Annotated in this window: 12 protein-coding genes; 6 read left to right on the top strand and 6 right to left on the bottom strand. The window is 73.5% G+C overall.

Annotated features, from left to right (window positions below):
* The first annotated feature begins 102 nt into the window (after window positions 1-102).
* Both WMF11_RS50180 and WMF11_RS50175 read left to right on the top strand, forming a co-directional pair.
* Window positions 103-927: an undecaprenyl-diphosphate phosphatase gene (locus WMF11_RS50180; RefSeq protein WP_437975817.1), complete on the top strand. Its 825-nt coding sequence runs from the start codon at window positions 103-105 to the stop codon at window positions 925-927.
* Between the two features lie 80 nt (window positions 928-1,007).
* A complete protein-coding gene (locus tag WMF11_RS50175; protein ID WP_437975816.1) occupies window positions 1,008-2,141 on the top strand; it encodes a mannose-1-phosphate guanylyltransferase in 1,134 nt (377 codons plus the stop codon).
* Window positions 2,142-2,151: 10 nt separating this feature from the next.
* On the opposite strand, the gene rsmI is transcribed toward WMF11_RS50175, so the two are convergent.
* The gene (gene rsmI, locus WMF11_RS50170; protein WP_437906119.1) at window positions 2,152-3,030 is read right to left on the bottom strand and encodes a 16S rRNA (cytidine(1402)-2'-O)-methyltransferase; all 879 of its coding nucleotides are present in this window, start codon (window positions 3,028-3,030) and stop codon (window positions 2,152-2,154) included.
* Between the two features lie 3 nt (window positions 3,031-3,033).
* The gene (locus WMF11_RS50165) at window positions 3,034-4,323 is read right to left on the bottom strand and encodes an RNA polymerase factor sigma-32 (protein ID WP_437975815.1); all 1,290 of its coding nucleotides are present in this window, start codon (window positions 4,321-4,323) and stop codon (window positions 3,034-3,036) included.
* A gap of 145 nt (window positions 4,324-4,468) precedes the next feature.
* Here WMF11_RS50165 and WMF11_RS50160 point away from each other — a divergent pair, with 145 nt between their 5' ends.
* The 3 genes from WMF11_RS50160 to miaA are packed head-to-tail and all read left to right on the top strand — an operon-like array spanning window position 4,469 to window position 8,123.
* Window positions 4,469-5,140: a hypothetical protein gene (locus tag WMF11_RS50160; RefSeq protein ID WP_437906117.1), complete on the top strand. Its 672-nt coding sequence runs from the start codon at window positions 4,469-4,471 to the stop codon at window positions 5,138-5,140.
* Entirely contained in the window at window positions 5,137-7,182 is a 2,046-nt protein-coding gene (gene mutL, locus WMF11_RS50155; RefSeq protein WP_437975814.1) for a DNA mismatch repair endonuclease MutL, read from the top strand. Before WMF11_RS50160 ends, mutL begins: the two co-directional genes overlap by 4 nt.
* Window positions 7,179-8,123 (top strand): tRNA (adenosine(37)-N6)-dimethylallyltransferase MiaA, encoded by a 945-nt coding sequence (miaA, locus tag WMF11_RS50150; protein ID WP_437975813.1) that lies wholly within the window; start codon window positions 7,179-7,181, stop codon window positions 8,121-8,123. Before mutL ends, miaA begins: the two co-directional genes overlap by 4 nt.
* Before the next feature lie 69 nt (window positions 8,124-8,192).
* On the opposite strand, the gene WMF11_RS50145 is transcribed toward miaA, so the two are convergent.
* Window positions 8,193-8,924: a hypothetical protein gene (locus tag WMF11_RS50145; protein ID WP_437975812.1), complete on the bottom strand. Its 732-nt coding sequence runs from the start codon at window positions 8,922-8,924 to the stop codon at window positions 8,193-8,195.
* 495 nt (window positions 8,925-9,419) lie between these two features.
* On the opposite strand from WMF11_RS50145, the gene WMF11_RS50140 reads away from it, so the two are divergent.
* A complete protein-coding gene (locus tag WMF11_RS50140) occupies window positions 9,420-9,872 on the top strand; it encodes a nuclear transport factor 2 family protein (RefSeq protein WP_437547947.1) in 453 nt (150 codons plus the stop codon).
* Between the two features lie 12 nt (window positions 9,873-9,884).
* On the opposite strand, the gene WMF11_RS50135 is transcribed toward WMF11_RS50140, so the two are convergent.
* From WMF11_RS50135 to WMF11_RS50125, 3 genes are all read right to left on the bottom strand, one after another.
* On the bottom strand, window positions 9,885-12,245 hold the full coding sequence (locus tag WMF11_RS50135) for a methyltransferase domain-containing protein (RefSeq protein WP_437975811.1): 2,361 nt from the start codon (window positions 12,243-12,245) through the stop codon (window positions 9,885-9,887).
* Window positions 12,246-12,386: 141 nt separating this feature from the next.
* The gene (locus WMF11_RS50130; protein WP_437975810.1) at window positions 12,387-13,676 is read right to left on the bottom strand and encodes a DUF1552 domain-containing protein; all 1,290 of its coding nucleotides are present in this window, start codon (window positions 13,674-13,676) and stop codon (window positions 12,387-12,389) included.
* Window positions 13,677-13,776: 100 nt separating this feature from the next.
* On the bottom strand, window positions 13,777-15,099 hold the full coding sequence (locus WMF11_RS50125; protein ID WP_437975809.1) for a DUF1552 domain-containing protein: 1,323 nt from the start codon (window positions 15,097-15,099) through the stop codon (window positions 13,777-13,779).
* Window positions 15,100-15,110: the final 11 nt, after the last annotated feature.

The following is a 15,110-nucleotide window of genomic DNA, read 5'->3' as shown; positions in this document are numbered from 1 at the left end:
TGTAGGTGAAAAGCTGAACCGCGGCAAGCCAGCAGACCCGGGCCTCGCCGGCGCTGCTGCTCGGGATCGACAGGACGCGCCGAGCTGGGATATCGCTCGGATGTGGGTCTCGTTGACGTGACGGTGCTCGCGGCCGTGCAGGGGGCGGCGCAGGCGCTGCCCATCTCGGCGACCGGGCATGGCGCGGCGGCCCGGCTCTGGCTCCGCGCGGCCGACGGCGACGCCTGGATCGCCGCCGCGCAGGCGCTCGCGACGGCGGCGGCGCTCGCGCTCGCCGTGCGGCAGCGGCTCCTCCGCGCGCTCGGCGAGGGCGCCCGGGCGCTCGCGAGGCCGTCGCTCTTCAGCTCGTCGCCGCCGGCGCGCGACGCGGCGGGGCTCGCGCTGGGCGCCGCAGTGAGCCTGATCGTGGCGGCGGCGCTCCGTCCGTACGTAGCGCCGTGGCGGGACGCGCCGCTCGCGGTGGGGCTCGGCCTGCTCGCCACCGGCGCGGCGCTCGCGAGCACAGCGCTCGCGCCGCGGCGGGACGGCCGCGACGAGACCGACGCGCCGTCGATCGCCGGGGCCCTCGCGGCCGGCGCGGCGCACGGGGTCGCGGCGCTGCCCGGCGCGTCGCGGGTCGGGGCCGCGCTCGTCGTGCTGCTCTGGCTCGGCGTCCGGCCCGCGCGCGCCGTCGAGCTCGCGCTCGCGCTGAGCCTCCCCGCGCTGCTCGTCTCGGCGCTCGCCGAGGCGCGCGCTTTCCACGGCCCGGCGCCAGGGGCGGGCGCCGTGGCGCTCGGCCTCCTCGCCGCCTTCGTGAGCGCCGCCGCGGCGGCCTCCGCGCTCCGCGCCCTCGCCGAGCGGCGGCGCGTCGGCGCGCTCTCGCTGTGGGTGGTCCCCCTCGGCCTCGCGATGGTGGCCTACGCGCGCGCGCTGCCCGGCCTCGCCTGAGCGCCCCTCGGCGGCCGCACCGCAACCGTGCGACCCTCTTCGCCGTCCAGACCGCACGTCCACACCGAGGAGAAGCGCCGATGACCCCGACCGACCCCTCGATCCATGTCCTGATCCTCGCCGGCGGCGCGGGCACCCGCTTCTGGCCGGCGTCGCGCGCCGCGCGCCCGAAGCAGCTCTTGCCGCTGCTCGGCGGCGAGCCGCTCCTCGCCGCGACGGCGCGCCGCGTGCTCCCGCTGTGCGCCCGCGGCGGGCGCGCGGGCTGGGAGCGCGTCTGGATCGCGACAGGCCAGCACCTGGTCGCGCCCACCCGCGCGGCGCTGCCCGAGGTGCCCGAGCGGCGCCTGCTGGTCGAGCCGGCGCCGCGCAACACGGCCCCGTGCATCGGCTGGGCGGCCGCCACCATCGCGCGCGACGACCCCGAGGCGGTCGTGGTCGTGCTCCCGAGCGATCACCACATCGCCGACGTGCCGCGGTTCCTCGAGGCGCTGGGGGCCGCCGTCGCCTCGGCCCAGGGCGGCGCGATCACGACGATCGGCGTCCGCCCGACGCACCCGGAGACGGGCTTCGGTTACATCGAGGTGGAGGAGGCCGCCGGGGCGGAGGGCGCGGAGCCCCGCCGCGTGCGGCGCTTCGTCGAGAAGCCGAGCCGCGAGCGCGCCGCGGAGTTCGTGGCGAGCGGCCGCTTCCTCTGGAACGCGGGGATGTTCATCTTCCGCGCGGGCGACATGCTGGCCGCGATCCGCGCCCACCTGCCGGCGCTCGCCGCGGGGCTCGACGAGATCGACCGCGCCGCCGCGCTGGGCCCTGGCGCCGAGGCGGAGGCCGTCCTGCGGGTGTTCCCGGGCCTCCCGGCCGTCAGCGTCGATCACGGCGTGATGGAGCACGTCGCCGGGCTCGCCGTGGTGCCCGGCGACTTCGGCTGGAGCGACGTGGGCAGCTGGCAGAGCGCCTGGGAGCTCGCCGACAAGGACGAGCGAGGCAACAGCGCGCCCGCGGGATCGGTGCTGATCGACGCGCACGGCAACCACGTGGTCGATCTGCGCGCGCGCGCCGCGCCCGACGATCGCCGGGTCATCGCGCTCGTCGGCGTGGAGGGCCTCGTGGTGGTCGAGACCGATGACGCGCTGCTCATCGTGCCGCGCGATCGGGCCCAGGAGGTGAAGCACGCCGTCGACGAGCTGAAGGCGCGAGGGCAGGGCCGGCACACGTGAGCGCTCTACCCTACCCGCGCGGCTCCCCCCGCCGCGCCACCGCCCGCGTGTAGATCTCGCGCCGCGGTAGCCCGAGCTCCACCGACAGCTCCTCGGCGATGTGCTTGGCCCGCCTCCCCTGGGCGAGCTCCCGATCGATGCGCGCGTCGAGCTCCTCGTCGCTCGGGCGCGCGCCTTCCGCGGCCGGCTCCGCAGGCGCGAGCACGAGCGTGATCTCCCCGAGCCACTCCCGCTCGATCGCCGCGAGCTCCTCCACGCTGCCGCTCAGGATCTCCTCGTGCACCTTCGTCAGCTCGCGCGCGACGACGGCGCGCCGCCCGGGCATCCGCTCGGCGAGCTCGGCCAGCGTCTCGCTGAAGCGCCGCGGCGACTCGAACAGCACAACCGCCTCCGGCGTCGACGTGACAAGGGCCAGCGCCTCGCGCCGCTCGCGCCCGCCGCGGGGCAGGAACCCGACGAAGCGGAAGCCCCCCGTCACCAGCCCCGACGCGCTCACCGCCACCATCACCGCGCTCGGCCCGGGGATCGCCACGACGCGCGCCCCCGCCTCCGTGGCCGCGCGCACGAGCGCCGTCCCCGGATCGCTCACGACCGGCGTGCCGGCGTCGGTCATGAAGGCGATCGACTCGCCCGCCGCGAGCCGCGCGGCCGCGCGCGCCGCGTCCGCCTCCGAGGCGTGCGCGTCGAACCGGTCGACCGGCTTGCCCGAGACGCCGAGGTGGCCGAGGAGCGCCCGGGCCCGCCGCGTGTCCTCCGCGAGGATCCGGTCCGCCCCGCGCAGCGTCTCGACCGCGCGCAGCGTGATGTCGCCGAGGTTGCCGATCGGCGTCGCCACCACGTAGAGGCAACCGCGGTCGCTCGACCCGCCCTGCTCGCCGCCGCTCGACACGGCCTAGTCCATCTCGACGGCGTCGCCGAGCTCCTCCTGGAGGTACGTCCGCAGCTTGGACTGGAGCCGCGCCTCGAGCTGGCGCACGCGCTCGCGCGAGATGCCGAACTCGTTGCCGAGCTCCTGGAGCGTGAGCGGATCCTCGGCGGCCATGCGCTTGTCGAAGATGATCACGTCCTTGCCCTTCAGCGTCTCGCGGAACTTCGAGAGCCGATCGTGGACGAGCCTGCCCATCTCGCTCGCCTCGTACGCGGTGTCCGGGCTCGCCCCCGACGACACGAGCAGCTCGACGCGCGGGATCGTCCGGCCCTCGAGGTCGCCGACCGGGGCGTCGAGCGAGGCCTCGCCGCTCGCGAGGCGGCGGTCCATGTCGACGACCTCCTTCTCCTCGACCGACAGGCGCTTCGCGATCTCCGCCGCCGTGGGCTCGATGCCCATCGCCGAGAGCTTCGCCTTCTCCTTGTTGAGGTTGAAGAAGAGCTTCCGCTGCGCCTGCGTCGTGCCGAGCTTCACGAGGCGCCAGTTGTTGAGGATGAAGCGGAGGATGTACGCGCGGATCCACCAGGCCGCGTACGAGGAGAGCTTCACGCCGCGGTACGGGTCGTAGCGCTTCACGGCCTGCATCAGGCCGATGTTCCCCTCCTGGATGAGGTCCATGATGTTCTTGTAGGCGCGCCGGTACTCGTACGCGAGCTTGACCACGAGCCGCAGGTTCGCCGTCACGAGCCGCGCGGCGGTCGCGACGTCCTGCGTCTTCGTGTACTTGATCGTCAGCTCCTTCTCCTCGTCCGGCGTGAGCAGCGCGTGGCGCTGCACCTCGCGCAGGTAAGCCTGCAGCGGGTCCGTGCGCGACAGCGCGGCGTCGCTGCCGCCGCCGCCGCGGCCCTCGCCGCCGCTGGCCCGCGCGGAGCGCGGCAGCTCGATGTCGTTCAGATCGACGCCCGCGTCGTCGATCACCTCGCCGACGACCTCCACGACATCGCCCTCGTCGACGTCGCCCGCCCTCGCGGCGCCGCTCTCGGGCGCGCCGTCCGCCTCGTCGTCCTCCTCGCGCGGGCCCTCGTCGTCGCTCTCCGCGGGCTGCGCCTCGCCGCCCGCGCGCCCGCCGTCCTTCGCGGTGGAGCGCGCGCGGCGCTTCGCGGCAGGCCGGGGGGCCGCGTCCGAGTCGGGCCGGAGGTCCGCGCCTTCACCCTCCGCTCCGGCCTCGGGCCCCGCCTTCGCCACCCCGTCGGGCTGGGGCGCTCCGGTCCCCTTCGTTCGCTTCGTTCGCGGCTCGCTCTTGCTCTTCGCCACCCGGACCTCGTCCTCGAAGTTCTAGTACAGCCCCGCCGCACCGCGCCACCTGTGCCGGCGCGCAGGCGCGCGGGCGCTTCGCGATCCGGAGGCTACCCGCTCCGCGATCCGCAGGTAAGGAAGAGAGCGCGCGAGATCGGAGAACGTGCTACACGCCAGCCTCCTCCACGTGGACTCGCACCGCCCTCCGCGCCCGCGCTCGCTGCGCCCCTGGTACCTGGTGGCCACCATGCTGCTCACCTGGCTCATCGGCGTGCGCGGCTTCATGGCCGGGTGCGGGACGGCCATGTACCTGCGCGCCGGCATGGCCCCTGACGTCATGGCCGTGGCCGAGCAAGCGCGCGACCAGGGGGATCCGTTCCAGTTCACGTTCCTCGTGCTCGAGGCCGCGCAGGCGCGCGCGCTGAGCCTGTACCAGGACGTCTCCTTCCCCCTCAGCATCGGGAAGCTGCTCCTCGGCGGGTTGCTCGTCGTCGCGAGCGGGCTGGCGCTCGGCGGGCGGCCCGGCACGCGCGGCTTCGTCCTCCAGGTCCTCATCGCCAACCTGGCCTTCGCCGCGGTCGAGTACGCGCTCACGCGGGGCGTCCGCGGCGCCTGGATCGACATGGTGGCGCAGGCGGGGGCGCTCCTCCCGCCGGACATCCCCGAGCGCGCGGGCCTCACGAACACCGGACTCTGGTGGACCGCCGAGCGGGTGCGCTTCGCGATCTTCGAGCTGGCCGTCCTCGGCTCCGCCGCGGTGGCGCTGACGCGGGAGCGCACCAAGACGTACTTCCAGGCGGTCGCCCGGGCGGTCGACCCCGGCGACGAGCCATGAGCACCGCGGAGAGGATCGCCGGCGCGGATCCTCGATCGACGCTCACGCAGGCGCAGGTCGAAGAGCGGAGGGTCGCCATCCTCCCGGACGACCTCGCCAACCAGATCGCGGCGGGCGAGGTGGTCGAGCGGCCGGCGAGCGTCGTGAAGGAGCTCGTCGAGAACGCGCTCGACGCGGGCGCGCGCCGCATCCGCGTCGACATCGAGGGGGGCGGCGTCGGCCTGGTGCGCGTCGCGGACGACGGGCGCGGGATGAGCCGCGAGGACGCCTCCCTCGCGGTGCTCCGCCACGCCACGAGCAAGATCGCCCGGATCGACGACCTCCGCAGCATCCAGAGCTTCGGCTTCCGCGGCGAGGCGCTCCCGAGCATCGCCTCGGTGAGCCGCTTCTCGCTGCGGACGCGGCGCGACGGCGAGGCCGAGGGGACGGAGATCCGGATCGAGGGCGGCGGCGCGGCGCAGGCCATCCCCTGCGGGTGCGCCGCCGGCACCGTGGTCGAGGTGCGCGATCTCTTCTTCAACGTCCCCGCGCGGCGCAAGTTCCTGCGCGCCGTCGGCACCGAGTCGGCGCACGTGTCCGAGATCGCGCAGGCGGTCGCGCTCGGCGAGCCGGGCGTGACGCTGGTCCTCTCGCGCGACGGGCGCGTCGCCCGGGAGTGGCTGCGCACCTCGAGCCGCGCGGAGCGGGCGCGCGCGATGCTCGCGGGCGAGGAGCTCGCGACGTGCGCGGGCCAGCGCGGGCCGCTCACGGTCGAGGCGTTCGTGTCGCGGCCGGAGCGCGCCCGCTCGGGCGCCAGCTGGCTGTGGATGTTCGTGAACGGCCGGCACGTGCGCGACCGCTCGCTGGCGCGCTCGATCGCGCTCGCCTACGGCAGCGTCCTCGAGCCGGGCCGGTACCCCATCGGCGCGGTGTTCATCGATCTGCCCGCCGAGCTCGTGGACGTGAACGTCCACCCCCAGAAGGCCGAGGTCCGCTTCGCCGACGGCCGCGCCGTCGCCGACGCGCTCTACAAGATCGTCGCCGCGCAGGTGGCCGCGGCGTTCGGCCTGCCCGCGCCGGCCCCCGGCGGCTTCCAGGGCCGCAAGGGCAAGCTCTTCGAGGACGCGGCGTCCCCGCCCGGAGACGCCTGGGTCTGGTCGAGCGGCCCCGCGGCGGAGGCGCCGGCGGCAGGTCCATCGGCGCCCGCCGCGGGCGCATCGGGCGAGCGGCAGGGGCCGCCGGCCGATCCATGGGGCCTCGGCGGCGACCTCGGCGGGGTCCCGCCGGCGCGTCCTCACGCTGCGCCGGCCGGGCCGGCAGCGCCGGCGCAGCTCGGGGCGTGGGCCGACGTCGCGGCGCTCGATCTGCTGGCGCGCGGCGGGCCAGGCGAGCCGCCGGCGCCCGCGCCGGGGTCGCCGCCCGTCCCCTACCCGGATCTACCGGCGCGCAACGGGCCGGTGCTCGCCGCGGCCGAGCGCGTGGTCTCCTGGGGGTCGCTGCGCTTCCTCGCCCAGGTGCGCAACACCTTCTTCGTGTGCGAGGGGCCGGACGGCATCTACTTCCTCGATCAGCACGCGGCGGCGGAGCGCGTGACGTTCCACCGCCTGCGCGCGTCGTTCGACGGGCGCGACGTCGCCACGCAGAAGCTGCTCTTCCCCGTGATCGTCCAGGCGGCCCCGGCGGAGGTGGCGCTCGTCGAGGAGGCGCAGGAGGCGATCGCGCGGCTCGGGCTCGATGTGCGCCCGGCGGGCGCGGCGCAGCTCGCGGTGCACGCGGTGCCGACGCTGCTCCGCCGCGCGGCGCCCGAGCGCCTCGTGCGCGACCTCGTGGACGAGCTCAGCCACTCGGGCGAGCGCGCCTTCTCGGGCGCGGTGGACCTCGCGCTGGCGACGATGGCCTGCCACGGCTCGCTGCGCGCGGGCGACCCGGTGGCGCCGGAGGAGGCGCGGGCGCTGCTCACGGCGCTCGACGAGGTCGACTTCGCCGGCCACTGCCCGCACGGTCGGCCCATCGTGATGCGCGTCGGCTGGCCCGAGCTGGAGCACCGCGTGGGGAGGCGGTGAGCGAGGCGGCGCTCGAGCTCGCCCCCGACGCCGGCGCGGCCGCGCCGTCGTCGTGGGAGACGATCGCGCCGCCGGCGCCGGGTGAGCTGCTCGTCGTGGTCGGCCCGACGGCGAGCGGCAAGACCGAGCTCGCCATCCGGCTCGCGGAGCGGTTCGGCGGCGAGGTGGTGAGCGCCGACAGCGTGCAGATCTACCGGGAGTTCGACCTCGGCTCCGGGAAGCCGACGCCCGCCGAGCGGGCGCGCGCGGCGCACCACCTTGTCGACGCGGTCGATCCGCTCCAGGCGATCGACGCTCAGCGCTTCGCGGAGCTCGCGGAGGCGGCGATCGACGACATCCGCGGCCGCGGCCGGGTCCCCGTCGTCTGCGGCGGCACGTTCCTCTGGGTGAAGGCGCTCGTGCTCGGCCTGTCGCCCGCGCCGCCCGCCGATCCCGAGGCGCGCGCGCGCCACCGTGCGATCGCCGACGCCGAGGGGCGCGCCGCGCTCCACGCGCGCCTCGCCGCCGTGGATCCGGAGAGCGCGGCCCGCCTCGCGCCCAACGACCTCGTGCGGGTCAGCCGGGCGCTGGAGATCTACGAGCGCTCGGGCCGGACGCAGAGCGCGTGGCACGCGGAGCACGGCTTCCGGGAGCGCCGGCACGCCGCGCGCCTGCTCGCGGTGCACCGGGACCGCGCCGAGCTCGACCGCCGCATCGAGGCCCGCGTCGCCGGGTGGCTGGAGCAGGGCTGGGTGGAGGAGGTCCGCTCGCTCCTCTCCCGCGGCCACGGCGACGCGCGGGCGATGGGCTCCGTCGGCTACCGGCAGGTGCGGGAGCACCTGGAAGGGCGCCTGCCGGCCGACGAGCTCGCGCCGGCCATCGTGCGCGCCACACGCACCTTCGTGCGCAGGCAGCGCACGTGGTTGAGGGACCAGGCGGTCGCGTACGTCGCGCTGTCATGAGTCCTAAACCATAATAGTTACAACAACTTATACCTGGGCCGCCCGCCGGCGAGGCGCCGCGGGCGACGCTCATCTGCGCTCCTCGCCGGTCCCGCCGCCGCCGCGGCGCCTGCCCGCTCCAGCCGGGGGCATGCGCCACCGCACCTCTCCGTCGCAGCGCGGGCAGGCCGCGGTGGACGGCCGCGCCTCCTGGGCGAACGCGACGCGCCCGCAGTGCGAGCAGACGGTCATGTGGCGCTGATAGATGTCCGGGCTCGAGAGGATCGCCGCGGCGAAGAGGCTGAGCACGACGTCGCTCAAAAAGTCGCTCTCGCGCGGCGCCGGCAGCCAGCCGGATCGGTCGCCCACCACGGCCCAGCGGACGCGCGCGCTGTACAGCGCTGCACGGAGAAAGTTGCCCTCGGGGTCCGGCGCCACGAAGTCGAGCAGCGCGCTCCCCACGCGCCGGCGCGCGCGCCCGGTGAGCGCCGCGACCGCCTCGGGCCGCTCGTCCAGCTCGCGGAGCGCCACGGTCTCCGCGCCCGGCTCGCGCACCGCGCGCGGGGCCGTCATCCACCCCGGAGCGATCACGTGATCATCGAGCCACGCCCTGAGCTCATGGGGCTCCCAGGGGCGGTTCGCCACCTGCATGAAATGGAGCGCCCCGGCCAGGCTCGGGCTCGCGAGCATGCGCCCGCGCAGGGCGACGAACGATCGGGCCCTCCCGGCATCGGCGCGCGCGCGCCACCCGAGCCTCCTGCTCCGGCTCGCGAGGTCCGTCGGCGCGGCGCCGGGCATCGGGATCTTCAGGGAATTGCTCATGAGTTCCATGGGGTCTTCCGCCCCGCTGTGCGCCGCGGGGAGCGGCCGGCGGATCGGCGATGTGCGACGCGGTAAGCGCCCGGCGTGCCAGCCGCCGCGGAGGCCCGGAGCTCCTCGCGCGCGCGGGCGGCGCGCGCAGATACGGCATGTTCGCGCGCGCCGGCGGCGCCGCTGAGGCCTCGAAACCGCCGTCCGCCGAGCGCGGTTGCGGGGTCCAAGCCTCAGGGGGCCACCAGCGCGTCATCGACACCGCAGCTCGCGACGCTTCATGGGCTCACCCCGGCGGCGCGGGCGCGCGCGCGTCCGATGCCGCGCCGCGCCGCTCCGCTCCGACAGCCTCCCTCGGACGATGTCGAACCCCAGAGGGCGGGGGGGCGGGGCCCTTCTCGCCTTTTTACGTCCATGCTAACCGCATGTCTCCTCCGGCCAGGAACGGCTCGAGAGAGCTCACCACGGAGCACGACGCCTCCTGCTCCACGCGACGAAAGGACGACCATGACGCGAGAGTTGAGTGACGTGCAGGCGATCCAGAATGTCGTTGTCCGGATCGCTCACCACATCGATAAGCGGCGCTGGACCGAGCTCCGCGGCCTCTATGCCGACGTCGTGGTGGCCGATTTCACGTCGGTCTTCGGGGGCGAGCCGCAGGAGCAGAAGACGGACGATCTGCTCGCGGGCTGGAGCAAGTTTCACGACGCGATCGACGCATCACAACATTTCCTCGGCCCCCTCGACATCGAGGTGAAAGGAGAGCACGCCTCCGTGGAGTGCCATGTCCGCGCCCACCATCGGTTCGCGCGCGCGCCGGGCGGCGAGGACTGGCTGGTCGCGGGCCACTACCGCTATGAGCTCGCCAGGCACGCCGGCGGCTGGAAGATCTCCAAGGTCAGGTTCGAGGTGTCGTACCAGACCGGTAACACGAACATGTTCGAGGAAGCGCTCAGGTAAGGCCGCCGCGGGTCATTGCGGGTGTGGCGGCGCGATCGCCAGGCCGAGCGCGTGCGCCGCGCGCAGGGCCGCGACGCGGAGGTGGCCGTCTGGCAGGCGCTCTCGCTCCGCGACGAGCTCGATCAGCGGCACCCACGAGAGCCGCCGAGCGGCATCGGACCCCGGCGCGAGGTCGGGCACGGCGGCAGCCGAGGCGGGCGCGCTGGCCGAGGCAGGCGCCGCGGTGACCACGAAGGCGAGCGGCTGGACCAGCTCCGGGGTCAGCCCAGCCGAAGGGCGGTAGGCCCCTCCGAGCTCGACGGCCGCCCCCACCCGAACGCCGTACTCGGCCTGCAGCCGCTCGCGCACGAACGCCTCGGCGGCCGAAAGCGCGCTCACGCTCCGCGGCAGCCGCCACGCCGGCGCGACAAGGATGCCGCTGTTGCCCGAGAAGCTCTGGGCGGCCGGCAGATCGTCGTCGTCCACGCCGAGCACCACCTCCCCCGACGGCGCCCGCGCGAGCAGCGCCGTCGAGACCGTGAGCACCCCGAGCGGCCGAGGCACCACGTACTCCAGCTCCCGCGCGGCCACCACGCCACCGTCTGCTGTGAGCTCCTCGAAGCGCGCCCGCCGCACCTCGAGGAACCCCGCGCTGGCGCTCGGGTCCACCCGCGAGAACCTCCGGCGGCTCGGGCGCCCGAGCAGCGCGGCGAGCGGTGTCGGCTGCAGGGCGGCCCCCCCGGCGTCTTCGTCGCCGGCGCCGGCACCGCCAGCGACGCCCGCGCCGGCCGCCGCGAGCGGGATCTCGTCGCCGATCCACGGCCCGAACGGCAGGCCGAAGCGCGCCAGCAGATCGTAGACGTTCAGCTCGAGCCGCGCGTCGGGCAGGCCGCCGACCTGCGCGGCGCGGAGGAGCTGGCGCGCCTCGATGGCGCGGATGCGCCCCGAGGTGCCGAACCCCGACACGTTCTCCGAGGGCGCGTTCACGAACGTGGGCTCGACCTCCACCAGCATCGAGCGCACCTCTTCGAGGATGCCGCCCGGCGACGGGTAGTACGTCGTGCCCGGGATCATGCGCTGGATCGCCGCCGCCCGCACCCCGGCCGCCCGCTCCAGCGCATGCTCGACCGTGTGCCCGACCGGGAACTCGGTCTGCACGACAGCGATCGGCTCGGCCAGATAGTCCGCCGGCCCGCTGCCGTCGAGCGGAGGCGTCTCCTCGCGGCAGGCGCGCGCGATCGGCCGCGGATAGCTGGTCCGCGCCAGCACATACGCCGTCTCACCCGCGAAGAAGAACGGCACGATGTCCAGCGTGGGGTGCGGCCGCGCGGCCAGGTCGAACACCTGCCCTGTCGCCCGATCCTTGTGGTGCTCGATCCGCAAGAACTGCCGGGCGCCCTCCGCGGGCGCGAGCCGGAACGAGACCCCTTGACCGGCCTTCACCTTCTCTCCGACGATCAGGTAGTTCGTGGGCGGATAAGGCAGGCGCGCGCCCGTGGCGTCCCGGAGCTCGAAGCGACCGACGAACCTGTTCCGCACGATCCAGGGGTTGCGCAGCGGCGTCGACGACAGCACGCGCAGGCCGAGCCGCGCGAAGAGCGCCTCGAACTGCGCTTGAGAAAAATAGGTGTACTCCTCCTTGACCTCGGCCTCCCAGTCAGCGCGGTAATCCTTCCTCAACACGAACTCGACAGCATGCTTGTGGGCGAGGCGATACCGGCGCCACCCCGGGCGCGGCGCGGGGAGCGCGCCGGAGGGCTCGCTCGCGGCGCGCGCCAGCGGGAACCCCGGCTCCGGCGAGAGCGAGCGAAACTCGCCCGCGAACCGCTCGAGCAGCGCCGCCGTCGAGGCGCTGCGGGGATCGCGGCCGTCGTCGCCGTCCTCGGCGGGCACGTCAAGAAACACCGTCTCCGGCCCGGGATCGACGAAGTCCCTCACCACGAGCACCCCGCCCGGCGAGAGCTGCTCCACCTGCGCCGCCAGCGCATCGGCGGCGTTCGCGTGGCGGTAGCCCCCGTACGAGGTGACGTGGTGGAGCACCGACGAATCGAAGATCCCGTCGAGGCTCTCGGGCGGGAATACCGTCCTTGCGATGTCGCCAAGCTGAAAGCCCAGGTTCGGGTGCTGATGAGCGCGGCGCGCGAGCTCGACGACCGTCGGATCGATGTCGACGCCGATGACCTCGAGGCGCGGGTAGAGCTGGGCCAGCGCGGCGCTGCCCTGCCCCGAGCCCATGCCCATGTCGGCGACGCGGCCCTCGCACAGGAGGTGCGCTGCCGTGAGCGCGACCTTCTGGCGCATCGACGCGTCCATCGCCGACAGGTACCGCGCGTACGCGGACAGGTCGTCTCGCCGTTGATCTGCCTCGTATCCCGCCGGCGCGCGCGTCGTCATGGTGACGAGTGTACGCCGGGCGCGGGACGGGGGTCGACGGCGGCGTGCGCCCGGGAGAGCGCAGGCGCCCGGGCGCGACGCGGCGGTCGCGGGGAACCGGAGAGAGAGAGCGCGCGCGCCGGGAAGCGGCGCGCAGCCGCCTCAGGTGGCCGAGAGGCCCGGGAGCGGCGACTTGGACCGGAGGTTCGGATCGCCGAAGCCGGAGAAGTCCGTGACGCCCATCGCGTCGCACAGGCTGAGCAGCACGCGCTCGTGCCGCTCGCCGCTCTTGATGTACCGGCCGCCAGGGGCCGTCTTCAGATAGCCGCCTTCACCGCTCGCCAGGACGAACTTCATCTCGTTCTGGTTGTGGTTCGGCGAGTCGCCCATGTCGCGGCACCAGGCGATCAGCGTGTTGTCGAAGAGCGTCCCGGAGCCGTCGGCCTCCGGGATCGCCTTCAGCTTGTTGATGAGGTCGACGAACCGCTGCGACAGCCACTTCTCCAGCTTGATCAGGTCGAGGTGCGCCGGTGCGCCGGTGTGGATCATGGCGCCGTGCTCGTCGCCCTTCAGCCCGATGTCCGGGAGATCGACGTTCATGGCCTGATCCGAGCCCCACTGGATCGCGCCGACGCGGGTGATGTCGCACGCGAACGCGCCGACGAGGAGATCCATGTGGACCAGGTTGGCCTGGAGCGGGTTCGCCGGATCGGTGGCGGGCTTCGTCGGCACGCTGCAGCCGCCGGTCTGGCCGGACGACGCGTTGGACAGCCGCTCCTCGACCTGCCGGATCGAGTCGATGTGCAGCTCCAGCTTGTACTTCTGCTCGGAGCCGAGGTTCCCCTCGAGCGCCTTGATCTCGTTCTTGAGGTGATCGAGGACGCTCTTGCGGCGGCGCAAGAGATCGTCTGACGACGTGTTCGACGGGATCGCCGAGCCGAACAGGGTGGAGTAGGCGGACGTCGGAGAGGCGATGCCCGGCAGGTTGTCCTTTCGATAGTACGGCGATCTCCCGCCGCTCACCGTGCTCTCGGCCCCGAGCAAGAGCGAGGGGATCTGCGTCTTCGTGCCGGCGGCGATCAGCTTGTCCGCGATGAACTGGTCGACGGAGATCAGCTTGGCGGGGTCGCTGAAGCCGAGCCCCGTCAGGGCGTCGGGCGCGCCGTGGTTGTTCCCCGGATTCCCGCTGGGGAGGCCGTCCACGAGCACGACGTGCTGCTTCACGTCCGCGAGCGGCGACGTCGACTCGCTGAACGTGGGGGTCTCGCCCGAGACGCTCGTGGGCTTCCAGATCGATGGCGCGGTCCCCATCGTGCAGAACAAAAGGAGCCGCTTGGGCTTCCGGCCGGGCGCCGCCTCGGCGATGGAGTCCAGGAATGGGTTGAACAGGAAGCCGGCCCCGACGCTGGCCCCCAGCCCCTTGAGGAAATCTCTACGACGATGGCTGCGCATGAACGACCCTCTCACGCTACCGATCTCGCGCCAGTGGAGCTCGCCGCGACAGGCGCGTGGGGGCGCACCTGTCGCGGCGAGCGGCCTCGCGCCCTCGGTGTCAGGTCGCGGCGATGCCGGGGAGCGGCGACTTGCTGCCCAGAGCCGGATCCCCGAAGCCGGAGAAGTCCGTGACGCCCATCGCGTCGCACAGGCTGAGCAGCACGCGCTCGTGCCGCTCGCCGCTCTTGATGAACCGGCCGCCAGGGGCCGTCTTCAGATAGCCGCCGTTGCCGCTCGCCAGGACGAACTTCATCTCGTTCTGGGTGTGGTTCGGCGCGTCGCCCATGTCACGGCACCAGGCGACGAGCGTGTTGTCGAGGAGCGTCCCGGAGCCGTCGGCCTCGGGCGTCGCCTTCAGCTTCTTGATGACGCCGACGAACTGCTGGTGCAGCCACTTCTCGAGCTTGATCAGGTCGAGGTGCGCAGGGGCGCCGGTGTGGATCATGCCGTTATGCTCCTCACCGCTGAGCCCGATCTCGCTCAGGTTCGCGTTCATCATCTGATCCGAGCCCCACTGGATCGCCGCGATGCGGGTGATATCGCACGCGAACGCGCCGACGATGATGTCCAGATGAAGCTGGTTGGCCTTCAAGCCATTGGTCATGTCGCCGGCGGGCGTTCCCGGGACAGAGCAGGAGCCTGTCCCTCCTCCTCCTCCCGGGGTCATCGTGTTCGAGAGCCGCTGCTCGAGCTGGCGGATCGACTCGAGGTGCAGATCCAGCTTGTACTGCTGCTCCTTCCCCAGGTTCCCCTTGAGCGACGAGAGCTCTTTCGTGAGGTTGTCGAGGACGCTCTTGCGCCGCTTCAGCAGGGCCTCGGCGGCGCTGTTGTCGGTGCTGCCTTGGTTGTTGGACGGCGTGAAGCCCGTGAACACGGTCGAGTAGGCGGACGTGGGGGAGCCGATGGGCGACAGGTTGGTCCCCTTGTAGAACCCCGTCTTGCCGCCCTCGACGGCGGCGCCGAGCAGGAGCGAGGGGATGGGCGTTGACAGCCCGCTGCCCTTCAGCTTCTCGACGATGTACTGGTCGACCGAGATCAGCCCGTAGGGGCCGTTGCTGTAATAGCCCATCCCGGTGAGGCCGTCGGCGGAGCCGTGGTTGTTGCTGGGGCTCCCGCTGGGGAGGCCGTCCAGCATCACGATGTGCTCCTTCACCTCCTCGAGCGGCGAGGTGGACTCGCTGAACGTGGGGGTCTCGCCGGAGACGCTCTTGGGCTTCCAGATCGAGGGGGCCGTCCCCATGGTGAAGAAGATCAGGAGCCGCTTCGGCTTCTTCCCGGGAGCCGCGTTGGCGATGGAATCATAGAAGGGAGAGAACAGAAGGCTGGCGCCCAGGCTGGCCCCGACACCCTTGAGAAACTTCCTACGACTGTGGCTGCGCATGACCGATCCTT

It is taken from the genome of Sorangium sp. So ce295 (assembly GCF_051527405.1).
GTDB classification, from domain to species: domain Bacteria; phylum Myxococcota_A; class Polyangia; order Polyangiales; family Polyangiaceae; genus Sorangium; species Sorangium cellulosum_B.
Note: the sequence above shows the minus strand (reverse complement) of the source record. Positions and strands in the feature narration are given on the sequence as shown.

Coding starts and splice junctions, on each gene's coding strand:
- WMF11_RS50135 (WP_437975811.1), bottom strand. CDS start 12,245: ATGACGACGCGCGCGCCGGCGGGATACGAGGCAGATCAACGGCGAGAC.
- WMF11_RS50130 (WP_437975810.1), bottom strand. CDS start 13,676: ATGCGCAGCCATCGTCGTAGAGATTTCCTCAAGGGGCTGGGGGCCAGC.
- WMF11_RS50140 (WP_437547947.1), top strand. CDS start 9,420: ATGACGCGAGAGTTGAGTGACGTGCAGGCGATCCAGAATGTCGTTGTC.
- WMF11_RS50125 (WP_437975809.1), bottom strand. CDS start 15,099: ATGCGCAGCCACAGTCGTAGGAAGTTTCTCAAGGGTGTCGGGGCCAGC.
- WMF11_RS50145 (WP_437975812.1), bottom strand. CDS start 8,924: ATGAGCAATTCCCTGAAGATCCCGATGCCCGGCGCCGCGCCGACGGAC.
- WMF11_RS50175 (WP_437975816.1), top strand. CDS start 1,008: ATGACCCCGACCGACCCCTCGATCCATGTCCTGATCCTCGCCGGCGGC.
- mutL (WP_437975814.1), top strand. CDS start 5,137: ATGAGCACCGCGGAGAGGATCGCCGGCGCGGATCCTCGATCGACGCTC.